The following is an 18267-nucleotide window of genomic DNA, read 5'->3' on the forward strand; positions in this document are numbered from 1 at the left end:
AGTCTATATCACCTTTTCTGTAGATTGAACACTTAATGTTTTTAGTTGCTCTAACTTTTCCATGGCTGCGCCTGAATCAATGATTTCTAAAGCAAGTCGCACGCCTTCCTTAATTGATTCAGTTCTTCCACCAACAAAAATACCTATCCCAGCATTAAGCGCAACGGTTTCTCGATACGCCCCTTTTTCTCCGTCTAAGACCCGAAGTAAAATGTCTGCATTTTCTTTTGCATAACCACCACGAATTTTTTCATTCGCATATACTTGTAAACCCACTTCTTCAGGATGAAGCATAGTGGTTTGAATGTTTCCGTCTTTTAAAATAGCTAAATAGTTTTCACCTTGTAAAGAAGCTTCGTCCATATACCCTGCTCCATTGATAACGACCGCTCTTTTTCGTCCTAGCTTTTGAAGGACTTCCGCAAACATTTCAACAGCATCTCTTTTATAAATGCCTAATAATTGATTTTCTAAATTCATTGGATTAATTAGCGGACCTAATAAGTTAAATGTTGTCGGAATTCTTAAATCTTGTCTGACTTTCATAATCCTCTTGATTTGCGGATGAACATTAGGTGCAAATAAAAATGCGATGCCAATCTTTTCTAATATTCCTTCAATTTGTTGTGGTGATAAATCAAGACGAATCCCTAAATGTTCCAAGACATCCGCACTGCCCGTTTTACTTGATACACTCCTATTCCCATGTTTCGCCACAGGAATACCGCTTGCAGCTATAACAAAAGCAGAAGTGGTACTAATATTAAAGCTTTTTGAACCATCTCCTCCAGTACCACAATTATCCATTAAATGAGGAATAGATGTATCAAAGGTTAGCGCATGAGCTCTTAATGTTTTTACAAATGTTGCGATTTCATTAACCGTCTCTCCTTTTGCTTTTAAGCTAACAAGAAAGGCAGCAATTTCACTATCCGTAATATCTGGTGAAAACAGATATTGTACAGCTTCTATCATTTCTTCTTCCGTTAATGAAATGCTATTGGTTAATTGCAGCAGAATTTCTTTCATCTTTCTCTCTCCTTTTAGTGTTTTCAATAAAATGTCTCAACATCTTTTGTCCTTGTAATGTACCAATGGATTCAGGGTGAAATTGAAATCCATATAAATCAAATGCTTCATGCTTGATGGCCATTATTTCGCCATCCTCTAGTGAACGTGCTGTAATATTGAAGTACCCTGGAAGGCTACCTGATTTGATGACTAATGAGTGATATCTCATCACTACGAGCGGTTGGCTCATATATTGAAATACCCCCCCACCCGTATGCATCATGTTTGAGGTTTTTCCATGCATAATTTTCTTCGCTTCAGTGATTTCACCTCCGAATGCATATCCAATTGCTTGATGACCTAAACAAACACCTAAAATGGGGTATTCCTGATGTAATTGTTGAATCAATTCCACACATATCCCTGCATTTTCTGGGCGCCCAGGGCCAGGTGACAAAATGATATGAGTCGGATCTAATAAACGAATTTCTTCGACAGTTATTTGGTTATTTCGTTTCACTACGACCGTTTGCCCTAGTTCTCCTAAATATTGATACAAGTTATAAGTAAATGAATCATAATTATCAATTAATAAAATCATTTGTTTGCCTCCAGAAATGCCTTTAATTTATGAATCGTTTCTTCATATTCTTTTTTAGGAATCGAATCATAAACAATCCCTGCACCAGCCTGAATATATGCGTTCCCATCCTTTGCTACCATCGTTCGAATAGCAAGAGCAAAATCCATATTACCGTTTGTCGATAAATAACCAATGGCTCCGGAATAGATCCCTCTTTTTGTTTCCTCTAATTCATTGATAATTTCCATCGCTCTTATTTTTGGTGCACCTGATACTGTACCAGCTGGCAGGCAAGAAATAAGGGCATCAATATTTGTACATTCATTCTTTAACTGCCCCTCTACTTCAGAAACGAGATGCATCACATGTTTATATTTTTCAATATTCATATATTTCCGAATGCTAATCGTCCCAAATTCACATACTCTACCTAAATCATTTCTTCCAAGATCAAGAAGCATTCGATGCTCTGCCACCTCTTTTTCATCTTGCTTAAGCTCTTTTGCTAACAGATCATCTTCTAAATTACTTCTCCCTCTAGGCCTTGTGCCGGCAATTGGATTGGTCATTACTTTATGCTGATTCACCTTTACTAAACTCTCTGGGGAAGCCCCCGCTACTTTGTAATCACCAAAGTCCAAGTAATACATATATGGAGAAGGATTATCAATTCTGAGTTTTCGGTAAAAATCAAAAGGATCTCCACTTATTTCTGCTTGTAACCGCTGGGATAATACTACTTGAAAAATATCTCCCGCTTTTATATATTCCTTTGCTTTTTCTACTTTTGAGATAAAGGCATCTTCGCTCATTAATGGTCTATATTGACTGATTCGCGCTTTTTCACCCTTTTTTTGCTCCATAGAAAATAGCTCTACCTTACGCTTACTTAATTTTTCTTCTAGTTGCCTCTTATTTGATACGATAGGTACGCCTACTAAATATAATTTTTGCTTTAAATGGTCAAAAACAATCACTTCTTCAAAGAACATGAAATGTACTTCGGGAATATGCAAATCATCCTGTATTTCAACGCCTATTTCTTCATATTGTCTTATGACATCATAACCAGCAAACCCCACGGCACCACCAATAAAAGGGAATTGTTGAGATTTATGAATGCCAATTTTTTTCATTTGCTCTTTGACTACTTCTAACGGTTTATTTTTTACTTCTTCTCTCTCATTTTCTGAGAGTATAACCGTATTTCTTGCACTTCCTTGCACTTCTAAAACGGGATTGCAGCCGATAAAAGAAAATCTACCAGCGTCTTCATGTTTTAAAGAACTTTCAAACAAAAATTTCTTTTTACCTGAAAGCTTTTGATAAACAGCAATTGGTGTTAATAAATCACCATCATTGACTTCTAAAATAACCAGGGTTTCTAAAGTCTGATTCATTTCTTCACTTCTCCTTATCAATAATAAATCGAATTTAAACGCAAAAAATCCCCTATACCAAAAACGCTCAATAGCTTTAGGTATAGAGGACGTATCTATATAGATGCGTGGTGCCACCTCAGGTTCAGAATGTCCATGTGGACATTCTCTTTTTCAAGTACAGATTCAAAATCGATACTCTATCCTTTTAACGGCGGAATCCCGTGTCCCTTACTTACATTTTTCAGGGTACCTCTCACAAGTCCATTCCATTTATCGATCACACCGGATTCCCACCAACACCAGCTCTCTTATGTGATTAACGATAAATATACTACTCTTGATCAACGATTTTTTTTATGAAATTAAACGAAAAAGGGCCTCTCTCCTTATTAAAAAGGACGAGAGACCCGTGGTGCCACCTTTATTAGCTGTAAATTACAACTCACTTAACAAATACGAATAACAAATTCGTATTTATCTCTTTTAACGATGAGACATTCGCCAGAGCCTACTAGTTATAAAGGTTCGGTCTGGAAGCTCGGAAGTCCATTCACTTATATCACCCACTGATTCCCACCAACCATCAGCTCTCTAAAATGAGCATATATAAGATACTACTCTTCGTCATTACTTACGTCTTTATTTGTTACATATGATATGCCTGATTCTTTTAATTGTCAATAGGTTTTTGTTTATTTTTTAATCTTTTTTCTAAAATTTCTGTCCACTCTTGCGATAACCCCGATACATTCAACAGTTTTTCCATTGCTTCAATATCTTTAAGTTTATGTAGTATAATATCAGTCGCCTCCCATACAGACAGTTCCGATTGCTTTCTTTCGACTAATTGAATTTCTGACTGAAGGTTAATCGTTCCCTCTTTTAACACACGGAAAAAATAACCTGTATGATTCGTCTGAAAAACCTTTTTTAGTAATTGATCTTCACCATTAAATTTTGAGATGGTTGAACAAGGAACTCTCCCTTGTGTCACTTCAACAATCGTTTCACCAATTGCAAACACATCTCCAATATATATTTCCTTCTCAGTCATATTTGTTGTACTAATATTTTCACCAAAAGAAGGAAGCATAAAAGTACGGTTAAATGCCTTTTGCCATTTTTCATAATGTTCGTACGGATAAAGACATAATGCTCTGTCAATCCCACCATGAAAATCTGTATTAGCTACTCCGTCACCTTCAATCGCATCTTTTTTTAAAAAGAGTTCTTTTACAGGTGTTTTACCGATAGCAGATGTTTCATGCTTTTCTTTCCATTGATAATCTTTAGGTTTACCTTTACTTAAAGATACAATTCTCAATTTCCAGCCCCCTTTATCTACCTTTCATTTTAGCTTTTATTACTAATTTTTACTAGTTAAGAAAAAACAAAATTGTAGCCATACTTTCTGTTCATTTCGTTCATATTAATAAATAGTGTTTGTGAGGGTAAAAACAATTGAAAGTGAGTTAACCATGGACCATATTGAACAAGCCATACAAAAAAAGACGACTAAAAATAAAAAACAAAATAAAAAGAATAACCAAAAGTGGGCTATTTTATCTATTTCTTCCATCCCACTTGTCATGACCCTTGGAAATTCTATGCTCATACCTGTCTTACCAGTTATGGAAAAAAAACTATCAATTAATTCTTTCCAAGTAAGTATGATCATCACAATATATTCCATTGTCGCCATCTTTCTCATCCCGATTGCCGGTTATCTTTCTGACCATATTGGAAGAAAAAAAGTCATTATCCCTAGTCTGTTGATTGCAGGAATTGGTGGAATTGTTTCTGGTTGGGCTGCATGGAAGTTGGAAAATCCCTATACGGTCATCTTGATTGGAAGAGCCCTTCAAGGGGTAGGAGCTGCCGGAGCTCAACCAATAGTCATGCCATTAGTTGGAGATATGTTTAAAAATGATGATGATGTAAGTAGTTCGTTAGGTTTAATCGAGACCTCCAATACTTTCGGAAAAGTATTAAGTCCCATTTTAGGAGCTTTGCTTGCTGGGGTAATTTGGTTTTTACCTTTCTTTTCAATTCCTGTTTTTTGTTTATGTTCGATTATCTTAATGCTGTTTCTCGTAAAAACACCCAATAAGCGAGAAGAACCTATTCCTTTTAAGGAATTTTTTCAGCATATAAAAGACATCTTTACACAAAAAGGAAAATGGTTATATGCCATTTTTCTTATTGGTGCAATCCTCATGCTTGTTCTATTCGGGATATTATTTTATTTATCCGATTTATTAGAGAAAAGCTATCATATAAAAAATATAAAAAAAGGTCTGCTACTGGCATTACCTTTATGTTCACTCTGTGCATCTTCCTATATTACAGGAAAGTTAATTAAGCAAAACAAAATATTGATGAAGTGGATGATATTTGTAAGTTGTTTAGGAGCAATGATCTCTGTAGCATTACTAAGCTTAAATGACCAACTTTGGTTTATGATTATGCTGTTTCTGTTATGCGGGATTGGTATCGGAGCGGCGTTGCCCTGTTTGGATGCAATGATTACTGAAGGCATTGAAAAAGAACAAAGAGGGACGATATCTTCTATTTATAGCTCTATGCGTTTTATTGGTGTTGCAGCAGGACCACCTATTACGGCATTATTGTTAAAGCATGCAGAAAATTGGATGTTCTATATCTTTAGTCTTATTTTACTGATAGCTGCATTAGCAACCTTCTTAGCAATTAAGCCGAAATCATAAGGAACACAGAAGATAAACCCGTGACAACTGAACACTCATATGATATGATTTTATTATATATTACGTATAAAAATGACCACAGGTGTTGCAGCACCTGTGGCCATCTGCAATAGGTTCGTCCTAAAAGGGGACGGCCAAATAAGTTTGACGTAGACCTCACCCTAAAAGTTTAAAGGCTCAAGGGGGGTCTATTTTTTATGATTAAAAGCTAAGACCGCCATAATCAGTGTTGTAAATGAAATCATCAACATTAGAGATTCAAATACTGTCAAAAGGCCTCACCCCCTTTCTACGGGGTTAGCCGACCACCCTTGTGAACACTATCGCTCTTCCATTATAACATATTTTCACAAAAATATAAGAACACATGTTCTCTTTTTGAAAATTGAGCCTATCCACCTATTCTACTTTAGGTTTTCTTTTGATGGTTCCTAGCAACAGTGCAGCAAAAAGACTACCTACCGCAATGGCCAACAAAAAGGAAAGAGAAGAACCGAACACAAAAGGTGTAACTAATACTCCTCCATGAGGAATCGCAATCCCTGTATGTGTTGCCATCGACAACGCACCTGCAATAGCAGAACCAAGGAGAATTGGTGGTATATACGCCTTTTTATTCCGCTCGACAAAAGGGATCGCTCCTTCAGTCATAAACAAAAAACCTTTTACATAATTTGTACGATAATATAAACGTTCATTTTTAGAGAACTTCCAATAAAAAATACTCGTCGCAAAAGCAATGGCAAGTGGGGGAACCATTCCACCAACCATAATAGCAGCTAATGGTTCGTATACACCATTTAACATAAATCCAATACCAACCAAATAAGTCATTTTATTAATAGGACCACCTAGGTCAATGGCCATTAATAGTCCGAACATCGCACCAATCAAGATAGACAAAGGTGTCGTCATCGTTTGGAATAATGTTGTAATGGATTGTGTTAACCAGGTTAATGGTTGTAATAATACAAACATCGCCAATAAAGTCATCAAAATGCCGATGACAGGATAAATGATAATGTTCGACATCGCTGTGATAGAAGATGGTAAATAATTCGTCCATTTCTTTAAACGATTAATAATGAACCCACCGATTAAACCTGCACATATCCCACCAATCAAGCCTGAACCATTCATTGCAGCGAATAAACCACCAATTGCTCCTGGCGCAAATCCTGGGCGATCACTAATGCTTTTACCAATATAGCCAGCAAATATAGGCATTAATAAAACAATAATTGTTTGATCACCGAAAAAAGAGAGAATTTCCCAAAATTGATGACGAAAATCTGAACTAAAAATCGTTAATGACAATAAAAATCCGGCGGCAATGGCAAGGGGGAGCATATTAGATAACCCATTCATCACATGTTGATAAAGCTCTCTTGACCAAGTTTTACTATTTTTATTTACATGATTATGGTCATATATATCACAATCTTGTGAAACAGCTTTCTCTAATAACTGAAAAGGTTTACTCATACCATCTGCAACAGAGGCTTGCACCATATGTTTGCCACTAAATCGCTCCAACTCTACTTTTGTATCGGCTGCAATAATAATGGCAGTTGCTTTTTCTATTTCAGCCTTTGTAATATGTTGCTTAACCCCAGCAGCTCCATTTGTTTCGACTTTTAGAGGAATATGCAAAGTGGCGGCAGCTGACTCTAAGGAATGAGCCGCCATATAAGTATGAGCTATCCCTGTTGGACAACCTGTAACTGCTAAAATAAATGGAGTCTCTTCATTCGTTTCATAAGTTTCATTTCTAGTATCATCTTTATCCAATTCACTAATAATCGAGAGTAAATCACTCTTTGACTCTGCCGTCATTAGTTTGAAATGAGTTTCTTTGTTCATTAAAATGGTGGATAACTTAGCTAATATATCCAAATGGAGTTCATCGGCGTTTTCCGGAACAGCAATAAGGAAGATAAGATGGGCTTTTTCACCATCTAAAGAGTTAAACTCTATCCCTCCATGACTCCTTGCTAAAGCAATACCAACTTGTGTGACTGCCCTAGATTTTGCATGGGGAATTGCAACGCCGTTGCCTATACCTGTAGTACTTTGCGCTTCTCGTTTAAGCACATCAGCAAGGAAAAGTCCTTTTTCCTTTATACCACCATCACTGTATAGCGTATCGACTAACGCAGTTATCGCTTCTACTTTTGTCACTTCCTCAAGTGAGAGAAGAATTGATTCTTCACTTAATAAATCAGTAATATTCAATACCTCTCTCCTTTCCACTAACAAAAAGTCTTTTTATCTTTCAATCATACAAAAAATAATAAGAAAATCAATCATTTTTTCTAGCAAATGATAATTGCTGAAATTGTTCATGTATGCTAGAATCAAAATAACAATATATAGTTAAATTCAACTTCACTAATCACTATATATTGTATTTTGCAAGATTATCCTCATCCATAGTCTCATTTTCCGTTTCTTTATAAGAAACGGCTTTTTTCTGTTTATCTTTTTCCTTTTGACTATATCATCACCCAACGATTGGAAATAAAATGATACTTCCAGTATATCTAAAGTTCCTGTATAACTATAGATGTTTACATATGCATTTCTTACTGTTTTTATGACTATTCTGTGACCATTGTATCATCAAATAAAGAAATCATTATTTTTAAAATAGGTCAATAAAATAACTCCATATAGTCCGGTTACATGTTACAATATGAAAAATGCAATATATTACTATTGTTTTGATTCAATTATAACGAAGTGATTAAAATATAGAGGAGTATGGATCATGGCAAAGCCATCTAGTGAAACAGTCATCTTTTATATTGCAGGGAGTATTTTCACTGTCTTATCAATTGGTGGAATTACTTTTTTATTAACAGAATGTTATCAATCACAAACCCTCAATGGTGCAGAGCTATGGATTATTATGCTCGTTAGTTTTGCAGTCACCGCTTTATGTGATTTTGAATTAGAACTTGAAAAACAAAGTGACACATAAATAAGTCACTAACAGGCAGAGGTAATCGTTTTGATTACTGGAATTGCTTTTCTTGTTTGCAAATGGAACATAACAAAAACCTTTTCACTTGTTGCGATGATTTTTTGATCTCTAGTTACCATTTGTTGAGAAATGACAAAACTCGTATGACCCACTCTCTTTAATGTTGTCGTAATCTCTAACAGTTCTCCCACTAATGCCTCTTTTATATATTCACTTTCCACTTTCTTTACAACGCAACCGATATGTCTTGATTGTAAATATTGATTCGTTAGACCAAGCGCTAAAAACCAGTCATCAATACCGCATTCGAAGTAGTTGAAATATTTCAAATAGTTCATATGACCAAGTTCATCTATATCACTCTCACGAACAACAATACTTGTTTTAATTTTTTTCAATTTAAGCCAGTCCTCCTTTTTGTATGCTACTTCCTCGGAACAATATTGATAAAAATGGTGAAAGAAAAGTACTATCCATTCCTTTCACCAATTGAAAACCTAATGATTGATTGCCCTTCTTTTATGAGCAAATTCAATATACGTTTTAAGTATTTCTGGATTAGCCATTGAACCAACATTAATCACTTTCTCTGGCTGATGACCTAATAATATCCTTTTAATCGGTACTTCCATCTTCTTACCGGTCAACGTTCTCGGCACTTGCTCCACAGCAATAATTTCATTTGGAACAAAGCGTGGTGAAACTTGTTGCCGTATGACATCTTTAATATGTGAAATGAGTCCATCTTCGAGTAGTTGATCTCGCTTAAACACTACAAATAAAGCCATATATGAATCTTCTTCCAGGGTTTCTAAATCCACTACTAAGCTATCGCTCACAATCTCTATACTTTCGACTGCTCGATAAATTTCACTAGTACCTATGCGAACGCCTTGTTTATTAATGGTTGAGTCTGATCTGCCAAAGATAACGGATCTCCCTTTATCATCAAACTGAATCCAATCTCCATGACGCCAAATTCCCGGAAAAGTACTAAAATAACTTTCTTTGTAACGCTTATCACCTTCATCATTCCAAAAATAAATTGGCATCGATGGCATTGGATTAAGAATCACTAATTCCCCTACCTCATTAAGTATGAGCTTTCCATCGTCATTAAAAGCTTGGGCGTTTACTCCTAAAGCCTTAGTTTGAATTTCTCCAGCACGAACAGGCAAAACGGGGGAACCTCCAATAAAAGCTGTGCATACATCTGTACCTCCACTTACAGAGGCTAACCACACATCCTGTTTAACCTCGTTATATACCCAATTAAAACCGTCTATACTTAGGGGAGAACCTGTGGAACAAATGGCTTTTAAATGGGGGAATATATACTTTTCTCTTGGTTTAATTCCTAATTTTAAACTTGCCTGTATAAAAGCAGCACTCGTGCCAAAGAAACTTACTTTTGTTTTTTCGGCTAATTCCCATAAAACATCGGGTTTTGGGTACATTGGGCTACCATCATATAAAACAATCTTTCCACCTGTTAAAAGGCCACCGACAAGTAAATTCCACATCATCCAACCCGTTGTCGTAAACCAAAAAAATACATCTTCGTTTGTAACCCCTTCTTCAATGACTAATACTTTTAAATGTTCAAGTACAATGCCTCCTTGACTGTGTACAATCGGTTTAGGCAGTCCTGTCGTTCCAGATGAAAATAAAATCCATAAAGGATGATTAAAAGGCACTGGTTCAAAAACAAGTTCACTCTTTTTTTTCATTACTTCTTGCCAGTCGATTGTTTTCTGTGGATTTAACCGTTTATTATCACTCTTTATGCTCTTAAACAACACGGTTCGCTTCAAAGTTGGTAGTGCATTCTGTAAGTGAGCCACTTGTTCAACTCGGTCTGATGTTTTGCCATTATATACATAACCGTCCACTGCAATGAGTACATTCGGCTCAATCTGTTTGAACCGTTCCACCACACTTTCCATACCGAAATCAGGTGAACAACAAGACCACACTGCTCCAATACTCGCACATGCTAAAAAAGCAATAATCGTCTCAGGGATATTAGGCATATAACCAACGATACGATCTCCCTTTTTTACACCTATCTCTTTTAAATAACCTGCTAGTGAAGCCGTTTTTCCCCTTAATTCTTTCCAGGAAATTTCCTTTATATCTTCCATTTCTGATTGGAAAATAAGGGCTGTTTCATCACCTCTATCATTTCTGAACACATGCTCAGCATAATTCAATGAGGAGCCTTCAAACCATCTAGTTCCTGGCATTTTTCGAGATTGTAAGACATGTGAGTATGGCGTATATGAAATGATTTGACAATATTCCCAAACATACCCCCAGAATAATTCTAATTCATCAACTGACCATTTCCACAAATGATGGACATCATTTATTTCGAGCTTCTTTTCGTTTCTGATCCAATGAAGAAATTTTGTTACCCCTGCTTTCTCTATCTCCTTTTCGCTCGGTTGCCATAAAAGCTGACCTTTTGAAACCGCTTCCATTTCCTTCGCCCCCTTCATACTCTTTTGTAAAATGGACGGGAATCTGAGATGAAATAAATTTCCATTTTATATATATTATCAAAAAAATCGCCATTATCAACTATTCAGCATATATTCTCCTAGTATAAGTGACTACAACGATTATTATTATTAAAAATCATTCTAAGTGTTTAGGTTCCTATCTTTTTCCTTGACTTCGAAAATTTTAATTAATTCTAACATTTAGCTTTTTTCTAGAGATAACCTTTGACAAGTTGGATAAAATGATGTAAATTACGTAATGGGCGAACAATTAATATGTTAACCCAATATAATATTCGTATTTTGAGGTGCTAGCTATGGAAAACGTATTTGATTATGAAGACATTCAATTAATTCCTGCTAAATGTATTGTGACTAGTCGTTCTGAGTGTGATACGGCTGTAACGCTCGGAAAACATAAATTCAGACTCCCAGTTGTTCCTGCAAATATGCAAACAATTATCGATGAAAAAATTGCTACTTATCTTGCTGAAAACGGTTATTTTTATGTCATGCACCGCTTCCAACCTGAGACGCGTAAAAACTTTATTAAGGATATGCATGCACGTGAACTCATTGCTTCTATTAGTGTTGGTGTAAAAGAAGAAGAATATGGTTTTATTGAAGAATTAGCTTATGAAAAAATTGTACCTGATTATATTACAATCGATATTGCTCACGGGCATTCCAATGCAGTCATTCAAATGATTCAACATATTAAATTACATTTGCCTGATGCTTTTGTTATTGCTGGTAATGTAGGTACACCTGAAGCTGTCCGCGAATTAGAGAATGCCGGTGCAGACGCAACAAAAGTAGGCATTGGGCCAGGAAAAGTTTGTATCACAAAGATAAAAACTGGTTTTGGTACAGGTGGCTGGCAATTAGCTGCACTTCGTTGGTGCGCAAAAGCAGCAAGCAAACCTATTATTGCTGATGGTGGGATTAGAACACATGGCGATATTGCAAAGTCTATCCGTTTTGGCGCATCAATGGTCATGATCGGTTCATTGTTTGCTGGTCATGAAGAATCACCTGGTGAAACAATTGAAAAAGATGGTAAGCTCTACAAAGAATATTTCGGTTCAGCCTCTGAATTCCAAAAAGGCGAACGTAAAAATGTTGAAGGCAAAAAAATGTACGTCGAGCATAAAGGTTCTCTTGTGGATACATTAAAAGAAATGGAACAAGATTTACAATCTTCTATTTCTTATGCTGGTGGAAATAGGCTTGAGAGTATCCGCAATGTAGATTATGTAGTAGTAAAAAACTCAATCTTTAATGGTGATAAAGTTTATTAAACAACCAATTAAGCCAAGAAAATCATTTATTTCATCCTGCCAGGGATTTGACCCCCGACAGGATGAGTGCGTTTATTTTGAAGTGAAAACAGGTTTTCTTTTCTCCATAAAGGCCTTTGTTCCTTCCTTTTTATCCGCTGTTGCAAATAAAACTGCTTGTGCTAATTTCTCAATTATTTGTCCTGTTTTTTGATCGGTTTCTGCACCATATTGTACAGCCATTTTAGCGAGCTTAACCGCTAATGGACCTTTAGCTAAAATTTGCTCTGCTATCTCATCTACTTTATCCTTCAAAAATTGCAATGGGACAACTTCTGTTACTAAGCCATGTGTCATTGCTTCCTCAGCAGAAAGAAATTTTCCTAATAGAATCATTTCTAACGCCTTTCCTTTTCCAACAATTCGCGATAGCCTTTGCGTACCACCTGCACCTGGGATAATTGACAAATTTAATTCTGGCAAACCAATCTTGGCATGATCCGCCATCACTCGTATATGACATGCTAATGCCAGTTCACATCCTCCACCAAGAGCAAGACCATTAATCATGGCAATTGTCGGCATGTCATAAGCTTCAATTTCATCATAAATTTCTTGCATACTACCTGTTGCAAAAACATCTAACATTTCCTTCTCATTTAGTTGGGTAATGTCTGCTCCTGCTGCAAATGCCTTGTCTCCTTCTCCTGTAAATACAACAAGCTGGGACACTCCATCATGTTTAATTTCTACAAGAGCATCCCTTATCTCACTAAGCGTTTCTTTACTTAATCTATTTCTTACTTCTGGTAGATTAATATATATATAGGCAAGTTGACCTTCTTTTTTTACAATAATGTTTTCATACATCAGATTTCCTCCTTCTTATTTTTGAAGGTTTTCAATCAACATAGCCATTCCTTGGCCGCCACCGACACAGAGAGAGGCAATGCCAAATCTTCCCTTCTTTTTTGCTAGTGCATGCATTAAAGTAACGACAATTCTAGATCCGGTTGATCCAAGTGGATGTCCGAGAGCAATTGCTCCGCCATTAATATTTATTCGTTCAGGTGGTAGCATCAACTCTCTTTGTACTGCAATGGCTTGAGAAGCGAACGCTTCATTTATTTCAAATAAATCTATGTCTGCGATACTAAGCTTTGTTCTTGCCAATAACTTCCGTATTGCCGGTACAGGTCCAATCCCCATGACTTCAGGTGAAACACCGACAGATGTCCAATCATGAATCATTGCTCTTGCTGATAATCCCCTTTTATCAGCTTCTTGTGCTGTCATAAGCAAGAGTGCTGAGGCGCCATCATTTCTTCCACACGCATTTCCTGCAGTTACGCTACCACCTTCTTTAAATACCGGCTTTAAGCTGGCAAGCTTTTCTCGTTTTGTCTCCGGTCTTGGATGTTCGTCCTGAGCGAAAGTGATTTGTTCTCTTTTGTTTTGTATTGTTACTGGGATGATTTCTTGTTGAAATGTGTTCATTTCTTGCGCCCTTTTATACTTTTGCTGACTTTCATATGCAAACTGGTCTTGATCTTCCCTAGCAATATTGTATCGCTCGGCAACATTTTCTGCTGTCATCCCCATCCCTAAATGAGGGCCATAAATTTCTTGCGGTTGTTGACCATTCTCTTTATTGGCATCCACTAGTATTGTTTGGTCACCTCCAAAGCGTGAGCCTCTAATAAAAATGGGGGAATTACTCATACTTTCCGTACCACCTGCGATAACAACATTTGCCTGTTTGGAATAGATTTGTTGCATACCTGAAGCGATGGCTTGCATCCCTGATGCACATAATCGATTCACAGTAAAAGCGGGGGAAGTTTCAGGAATGCCCGCTCTTAAAGCAGCTACTCTTGCCACGTTGGATGATTGCGAAGATTGTCTCACTTCTCCTAATACGACTTCTTCAATAGTCGATGGGCTCACATTGACACGTTTAAGTAAGCCAGATATAACATCGGATGCTAAATAGCTAGAAGATATATTACGTAATGTTCCTCCATACCTTCCAATCGCTGTTCTTACGCCATCTACAATGACGATTTTGTTTAGGTCCATTTTCTTCCTCCCTTAGTTATATTCTTTATTTAATTGAGCAGCGATGATATTTTTTTGGATTTCTGATGTTCCTTCATAAATCCTCGTAATTCTCGCATCACGATAAAACCGTTCAATAGGAAAATCTGAAATGTATCCAATCCCGCCATGGACTTGTACAGCTTTATCAGCCACACGGTTATATACCTCTGAGCCGAATAATTTAATCATCGCTGCTTCCTTAATTACTTTCTTCCCTTCATCAACCATCGTAGCTACTCGGTACGTAAAAGATCGTAATGCTTCTATATCGACAGCCATTTCCGCTAACATATGAGCAACGGCCTGATGCTCAATAATTGGCACATTGAACTGCACCCGTTCTTTTGCATACGTCATTGAAAGATCTAATAATTTTTGGGCGGAACCTAAGTTTCTGGCGGCCAAACCTGCACGTCCGTTGGCAAGAATCGTTAATGCATTCACATAGCCTCTCCCTTCTTCACCCAGGACATTTTCTACTGGGACTTCACAGTCTTCCATAATTATTTCTGCTGAATGTGAACCACGAAGGCCCATTTTATGTTCAATCGCTCCTACTTGAAAACCAGGAAAACTTTTTTCTACAATAAAAGAAGTAATCCCTTTTGCACCTTTAGATGGATCTGTGACAGCCATAACCGTAAAAACATCTGCTTGAGGTGCATTTGTAATATAGTGTTTTAACCCATTTAAAATATATTTATCGCCTTTACGTACTGCCGTCGTTTTTAAATTAGTGGCATTCGAACCAGCCTGAGGCTCTGTTAATGCGAAGGCGCCTATTTTCTTTCCTGTAGCCATATCAGGTAAGTACTTCTGTTTTTGATATTCATTTCCCATTTCCACAATGCCCACTGATCCGATACCCGTATGACCACCAATCAAAGTTGTGAATCCATTATGCGTGGCACCAATTTCTTCATACAATGCACATTTGCCTACCATCCCAATGCCTAACCCACCATATTTTTCTGGAATACTTAAACCAAATAAGCCGAGCTCTTTTGCCATTTCTACAATTTTATCTGGGATGTGATCCTCTTTTTCGATCTGCATCGCAACCGCTTCCACTTCATTTTGCACAAACTCTCTAACACCTTTTTTCAACACTTCGATATCTTCACTTACTGTATAACTCATATCATCGGCCTCCCTTTATTTTTGAATATTCTCTATTTTCTTACCATGTTGATCGTATGCGTACCATCCTTTACCTGTTTTTCTACCTAATTCACCTTTTTCCACTTTTTCTACTACCGACTGTTTCGGGCGATCCACCTCTAGCCCTGTTTCTGCATATCTTTGCTTCCTTACAGCATAATTCACATCAAGACCAGTTAAATCCATTAATGCAAATGGGCCAATAGGATGACCTAAAGCCTTTTCGACTACGAAATCGATTTCTTCATAACTGGCATATCCATGTTCATATAAATAAATCGCCTCATCCATGAGTCTCGCTAAGATACGATTGGCGATGAAACCTGAAATTTCTTTTTGTAGAAGTACTGGTTTTTTTCCGATACTTTGAATGAATGTCATCGCTTGCTGTGCAACTTCCTTTGAAGTATGCGGACCTTGAACAACTTCGACAAGCTCCATCACAAGTACGGGGTTAAAGAAATGGATATTACATACACGATTTTGATAGGTTAACTTATCTATCAATTTAGAACTCACTATAGTGGAGCTATTCGTCGCAATGATACAATTTTCCGAGGCAATCTTTTCTAAGGATTGAAATAATGTTTGTTTTGCCTCTAAATCTTCAATAATAGCTTCTATGATAATATCTACATCATGTAACTGATTAATTTCAGTAGTAAATGTTAAATGTTCGAAAGCTTTATCCACCTCATCACGCGAAAATCTTCCTTTTCTCACCCTCTTTTCTAACTGTGTTTCTAACACTTCTTTCGCTTTTATTAAACGATCGTTAGATATATCTTGTAACACGACATCATATTGATGAAGCGCTGCTACAACAGCAATTTGTGCACCCATTGCTCCCGCTCCAATCACACCAACTTTTTTTATATTTGTCATTCTCGTTTATTTCTCCTTTCTAATTCTTCTTTCACAAGTAATCTTTTCAATAATTTACCAACACCATTTCTTGGTAGATGACTTCTTTCTTCGAAAACTCTCGGTACTTTATAAGGTGTTAGTTTCGTATAACAAAATGCTTTAATTTCTTCAAGATGAAGCGTATAACCTTCTTTAGCGACAAGAAATGCTTTCGGAATCTCTCCATTTTCAGAATCAGGGATACCGACTACGGCAACTTCAGCAATACCTTGATGTTCATAAAGGACATTTTCCACTTCTTGAGGATAAATATTAAACCCCGAGAAAAGAATCATTTCTTTTTTACGACCGACAATATAGAAATACCCATCTTCGTCTACTGTGGCTAAATCACCTGTAAACAACCAGCCATCTTGTAACGTAGAGGCTGTATCTTTCTCATTATTCCAATAACCCTTCATCACTTGTGGACCTTTAATGACCAATTCACCGACCTGATTGATCCCCAAATCCTCCTGTTTTTGATCAACGATACGACAATCTACATCAGGAACAGGAATACCGATGCTCCCATGTTTATGTGTGCCATTTATTGGCGTACGGTGAGTCGTTGGAGATGTTTCTGACATACCAAACCCTTCTAAGATGGTACAACCAGTTAATTGCTTGAATTGTTTAATAACCTCTACTGGCAATGGCGCTGAACCGGATGAACATATTTTAAGAGAGTTTAGTCCTGCGAATCGTACATTTGGATGATGGATAAAAGAGAGATACATTTTAGGGACACCTGGAAACATGGTTGGTGCATATTTCTTCACTTGATTTAAAACCTCATCAACGTCAAATCGTTCAAAGAGCAAGATTCGCGCTCCTAAAAAGATGCCTACATTCATAGCACTTGTCATCGCATACACATGATAAAGCGGGGTTGCCGCTAATATCGTTTCATTTCCAAAAGCCACTTTTTGTCGATACATCACATAACTTTGGTAAACATTCGCAATTAAATTATGATGTGTAAGCATGGCTCCTTTTATCGTTCCCGTTGTTCCGCCTGTGTATTGTATAATGGCTAAATCGTTTTTAGGATCTATAGACGCTTCAGTAAATTTGATACTTCCATTTTTAAAAATATCTATCATATGATGAACGATTGAAGATACTTCCCTATTAATACTGACATTTGTGGCATACATAATATGTTCTAAATCATACACTTCTCTAATTTTCTGCAGTGCAGTGACTGATTTTTCACCAACCACTAGTGCGCGTAATGCTGTATCATGAAACACTTGCAATACCTCTCTTGGTGTATAGGCTGGGTTAATTGGCACGATGATAAGACCCAGTGCAAGACTAGCATAATAGGCAGTGATATAATCTGGATGGTTTCCGAGCCATAACCCGATTCTATCCCCTTTTTTTAACCCACAACTCTGCCAATACGAAGCAAGTGCGTCCGTTCGTTTCTTCAGTTCCTCATAGGTAAGTGTTTCGTAATTAAAAATGATAGCCACATGATCTCGATAAGACTGCGCAGTTTCCTTTAGCATTTCATATAGGCCAATATGAGGTATGTGGAAATTTGGTAACCGATCTTCATAATATTTTTCCCATACTCTTTTTAATGAGAGATTACTCAAGACACATTCCTCCTTTATGTG

The 18267-nt window shown here is 36.9% G+C and carries 16 protein-coding genes and 2 other annotated features; of the genes, 3 read left to right on the forward strand and 13 right to left on the reverse strand.

All coding sequences use genetic code 11. From position 1 onward, the window contains the following. Positions 1–3: 3 nt before the first annotated feature. From trpD to MKX83_RS13995, 4 genes are all read right to left on the reverse strand, one after another. On the reverse strand, positions 4–1029 hold the full coding sequence (gene trpD, locus MKX83_RS13980; RefSeq protein WP_341055920.1) for an anthranilate phosphoribosyltransferase: 1026 nt from the start codon (positions 1027–1029) through the stop codon (positions 4–6). Further along, complete coding sequence (locus MKX83_RS13985; RefSeq protein WP_341055921.1) at positions 998–1612, reverse strand: anthranilate synthase component II; 615 nt, start codon at positions 1610–1612, stop codon at positions 998–1000. Before MKX83_RS13985 ends, trpD begins: the two co-directional genes overlap by 32 nt. Next, positions 1609–2994, reverse strand: a complete 1386-nt coding sequence (trpE, locus tag MKX83_RS13990; protein WP_341055922.1) for an anthranilate synthase component I — start codon at positions 2992–2994, stop codon at positions 1609–1611. Before trpE ends, MKX83_RS13985 begins: the two co-directional genes overlap by 4 nt. An 82-nt stretch (positions 2995–3076) precedes the next feature. Continuing rightward, positions 3077–3330: a binding site (T-box leader), on the reverse strand. Between the two features lie 37 nt (positions 3331–3367). After that, positions 3368–3613: a binding site (T-box leader), on the reverse strand. A 33-nt stretch (positions 3614–3646) separates the two neighbouring features. Next, positions 3647–4300 (reverse strand): MOSC domain-containing protein, encoded by a 654-nt coding sequence (locus tag MKX83_RS13995; RefSeq protein WP_341055924.1) that lies wholly within the window; start codon positions 4298–4300, stop codon positions 3647–3649. A 154-nt stretch (positions 4301–4454) separates the two neighbouring features. Here MKX83_RS13995 and MKX83_RS14000 point away from each other — a divergent pair, with 154 nt between their 5' ends. Continuing rightward, complete coding sequence (locus tag MKX83_RS14000) at positions 4455–5702, forward strand: MFS transporter (protein ID WP_289433974.1); 1248 nt, start codon at positions 4455–4457, stop codon at positions 5700–5702. Positions 5703–5890: 188 nt separating this feature from the next. On the opposite strand, the gene MKX83_RS24660 is transcribed toward MKX83_RS14000, so the two are convergent. Then, positions 5891–5974 carry a putative holin-like toxin gene (locus MKX83_RS24660; protein WP_224938507.1) on the reverse strand — a complete coding sequence of 28 codons (84 nt, stop codon included), beginning with the start codon at positions 5972–5974 and terminating at the stop codon, positions 5891–5893. A 127-nt stretch (positions 5975–6101) separates the two neighbouring features. Next, the gene (locus MKX83_RS14005) at positions 6102–7937 is read right to left on the reverse strand and encodes a PTS fructose transporter subunit IIABC (protein WP_251161797.1); all 1836 of its coding nucleotides are present in this window, start codon (positions 7935–7937) and stop codon (positions 6102–6104) included. A gap of 535 nt (positions 7938–8472) precedes the next feature. Between MKX83_RS14005 and MKX83_RS14010 the strand changes: the two genes are divergently transcribed. After that, a complete protein-coding gene (locus tag MKX83_RS14010; RefSeq protein WP_095372981.1) occupies positions 8473–8685 on the forward strand; it encodes a hypothetical protein in 213 nt (70 codons plus the stop codon). Between the two features lie 8 nt (positions 8686–8693). On the opposite strand, the gene MKX83_RS14015 is transcribed toward MKX83_RS14010, so the two are convergent. After that, a complete protein-coding gene (locus MKX83_RS14015; RefSeq protein ID WP_341055925.1) occupies positions 8694–9086 on the reverse strand; it encodes an acyl-CoA thioesterase in 393 nt (130 codons plus the stop codon). A gap of 99 nt (positions 9087–9185) precedes the next feature. Then, positions 9186–11171, reverse strand: a complete 1986-nt coding sequence (locus MKX83_RS14020; RefSeq protein WP_341055926.1) for an acetoacetate--CoA ligase — start codon at positions 11169–11171, stop codon at positions 9186–9188. A gap of 338 nt (positions 11172–11509) precedes the next feature. Between MKX83_RS14020 and guaC the strand changes: the two genes are divergently transcribed. Further along, positions 11510–12493 (forward strand): GMP reductase, encoded by a 984-nt coding sequence (guaC, locus tag MKX83_RS14025; RefSeq protein WP_341055927.1) that lies wholly within the window; start codon positions 11510–11512, stop codon positions 12491–12493. A gap of 72 nt (positions 12494–12565) precedes the next feature. Here guaC and MKX83_RS14030 read toward each other — a convergent pair whose 3' ends face one another. From MKX83_RS14030 to MKX83_RS14050, 5 genes are read right to left on the reverse strand one after another with little or no spacing between them, the layout of a single operon-like run. Beyond that, on the reverse strand, positions 12566–13342 hold the full coding sequence (locus MKX83_RS14030; RefSeq protein WP_341055928.1) for an enoyl-CoA hydratase/isomerase family protein: 777 nt from the start codon (positions 13340–13342) through the stop codon (positions 12566–12568). A gap of 15 nt (positions 13343–13357) precedes the next feature. Continuing rightward, the gene (locus MKX83_RS14035) at positions 13358–14551 is read right to left on the reverse strand and encodes a thiolase family protein (protein WP_341055930.1); all 1194 of its coding nucleotides are present in this window, start codon (positions 14549–14551) and stop codon (positions 13358–13360) included. 12 nt (positions 14552–14563) lie between these two features. Continuing rightward, complete coding sequence (locus tag MKX83_RS14040; RefSeq protein ID WP_341055931.1) at positions 14564–15712, reverse strand: acyl-CoA dehydrogenase family protein; 1149 nt, start codon at positions 15710–15712, stop codon at positions 14564–14566. A 15-nt stretch (positions 15713–15727) separates the two neighbouring features. Next, positions 15728–16618, reverse strand: a complete 891-nt coding sequence (locus MKX83_RS14045) for a 3-hydroxyacyl-CoA dehydrogenase family protein (RefSeq protein ID WP_341055932.1) — start codon at positions 16616–16618, stop codon at positions 15728–15730. Beyond that, positions 16615–18246, reverse strand: a complete 1632-nt coding sequence (locus MKX83_RS14050) for a long-chain-fatty-acid--CoA ligase (RefSeq protein WP_095372973.1) — start codon at positions 18244–18246, stop codon at positions 16615–16617. The genes MKX83_RS14045 and MKX83_RS14050 overlap by 4 nt, the downstream gene beginning before the upstream one ends. Positions 18247–18267: the final 21 nt, after the last annotated feature.

This window comes from Cytobacillus sp. FSL M8-0252 (assembly GCF_038007345.1).
Classification (GTDB): Bacteria; Bacillota; Bacilli; order Bacillales; family Cytobacillaceae; genus Cytobacillus; species Cytobacillus kochii.

Bases quoted from the DNA above. Each gene is read 5' to 3' on its own strand.
- trpD (WP_341055920.1), bottom strand. From the start codon at position 1,029: ATGAAAGAAATTCTGCTGCAATTAACCAATAGCATTTCATTAACGGAA.
- MKX83_RS13985 (WP_341055921.1), bottom strand. From the start codon at position 1,612: ATGATTTTATTAATTGATAATTATGATTCATTTACTTATAACTTGTAT.
- trpE (WP_341055922.1), bottom strand. From the start codon at position 2,994: ATGAATCAGACTTTAGAAACCCTGGTTATTTTAGAAGTCAATGATGGT.
- MKX83_RS14040 (WP_341055931.1), bottom strand. From the start codon at position 15,712: ATGAGTTATACAGTAAGTGAAGATATCGAAGTGTTGAAAAAAGGTGTT.
- MKX83_RS14020 (WP_341055926.1), bottom strand. From the start codon at position 11,171: ATGGAAGCGGTTTCAAAAGGTCAGCTTTTATGGCAACCGAGCGAAAAG.
- MKX83_RS14045 (WP_341055932.1), bottom strand. From the start codon at position 16,618: ATGACAAATATAAAAAAAGTTGGTGTGATTGGAGCGGGAGCAATGGGT.
- MKX83_RS14000 (WP_289433974.1), top strand. From the start codon at position 4,455: ATGGACCATATTGAACAAGCCATACAAAAAAAGACGACTAAAAATAAA.
- MKX83_RS14035 (WP_341055930.1), bottom strand. From the start codon at position 14,551: ATGGACCTAAACAAAATCGTCATTGTAGATGGCGTAAGAACAGCGATT.
- MKX83_RS14030 (WP_341055928.1), bottom strand. From the start codon at position 13,342: ATGTATGAAAACATTATTGTAAAAAAAGAAGGTCAACTTGCCTATATA.
- guaC (WP_341055927.1), top strand. From the start codon at position 11,510: ATGGAAAACGTATTTGATTATGAAGACATTCAATTAATTCCTGCTAAA.
- MKX83_RS14010 (WP_095372981.1), top strand. From the start codon at position 8,473: ATGGCAAAGCCATCTAGTGAAACAGTCATCTTTTATATTGCAGGGAGT.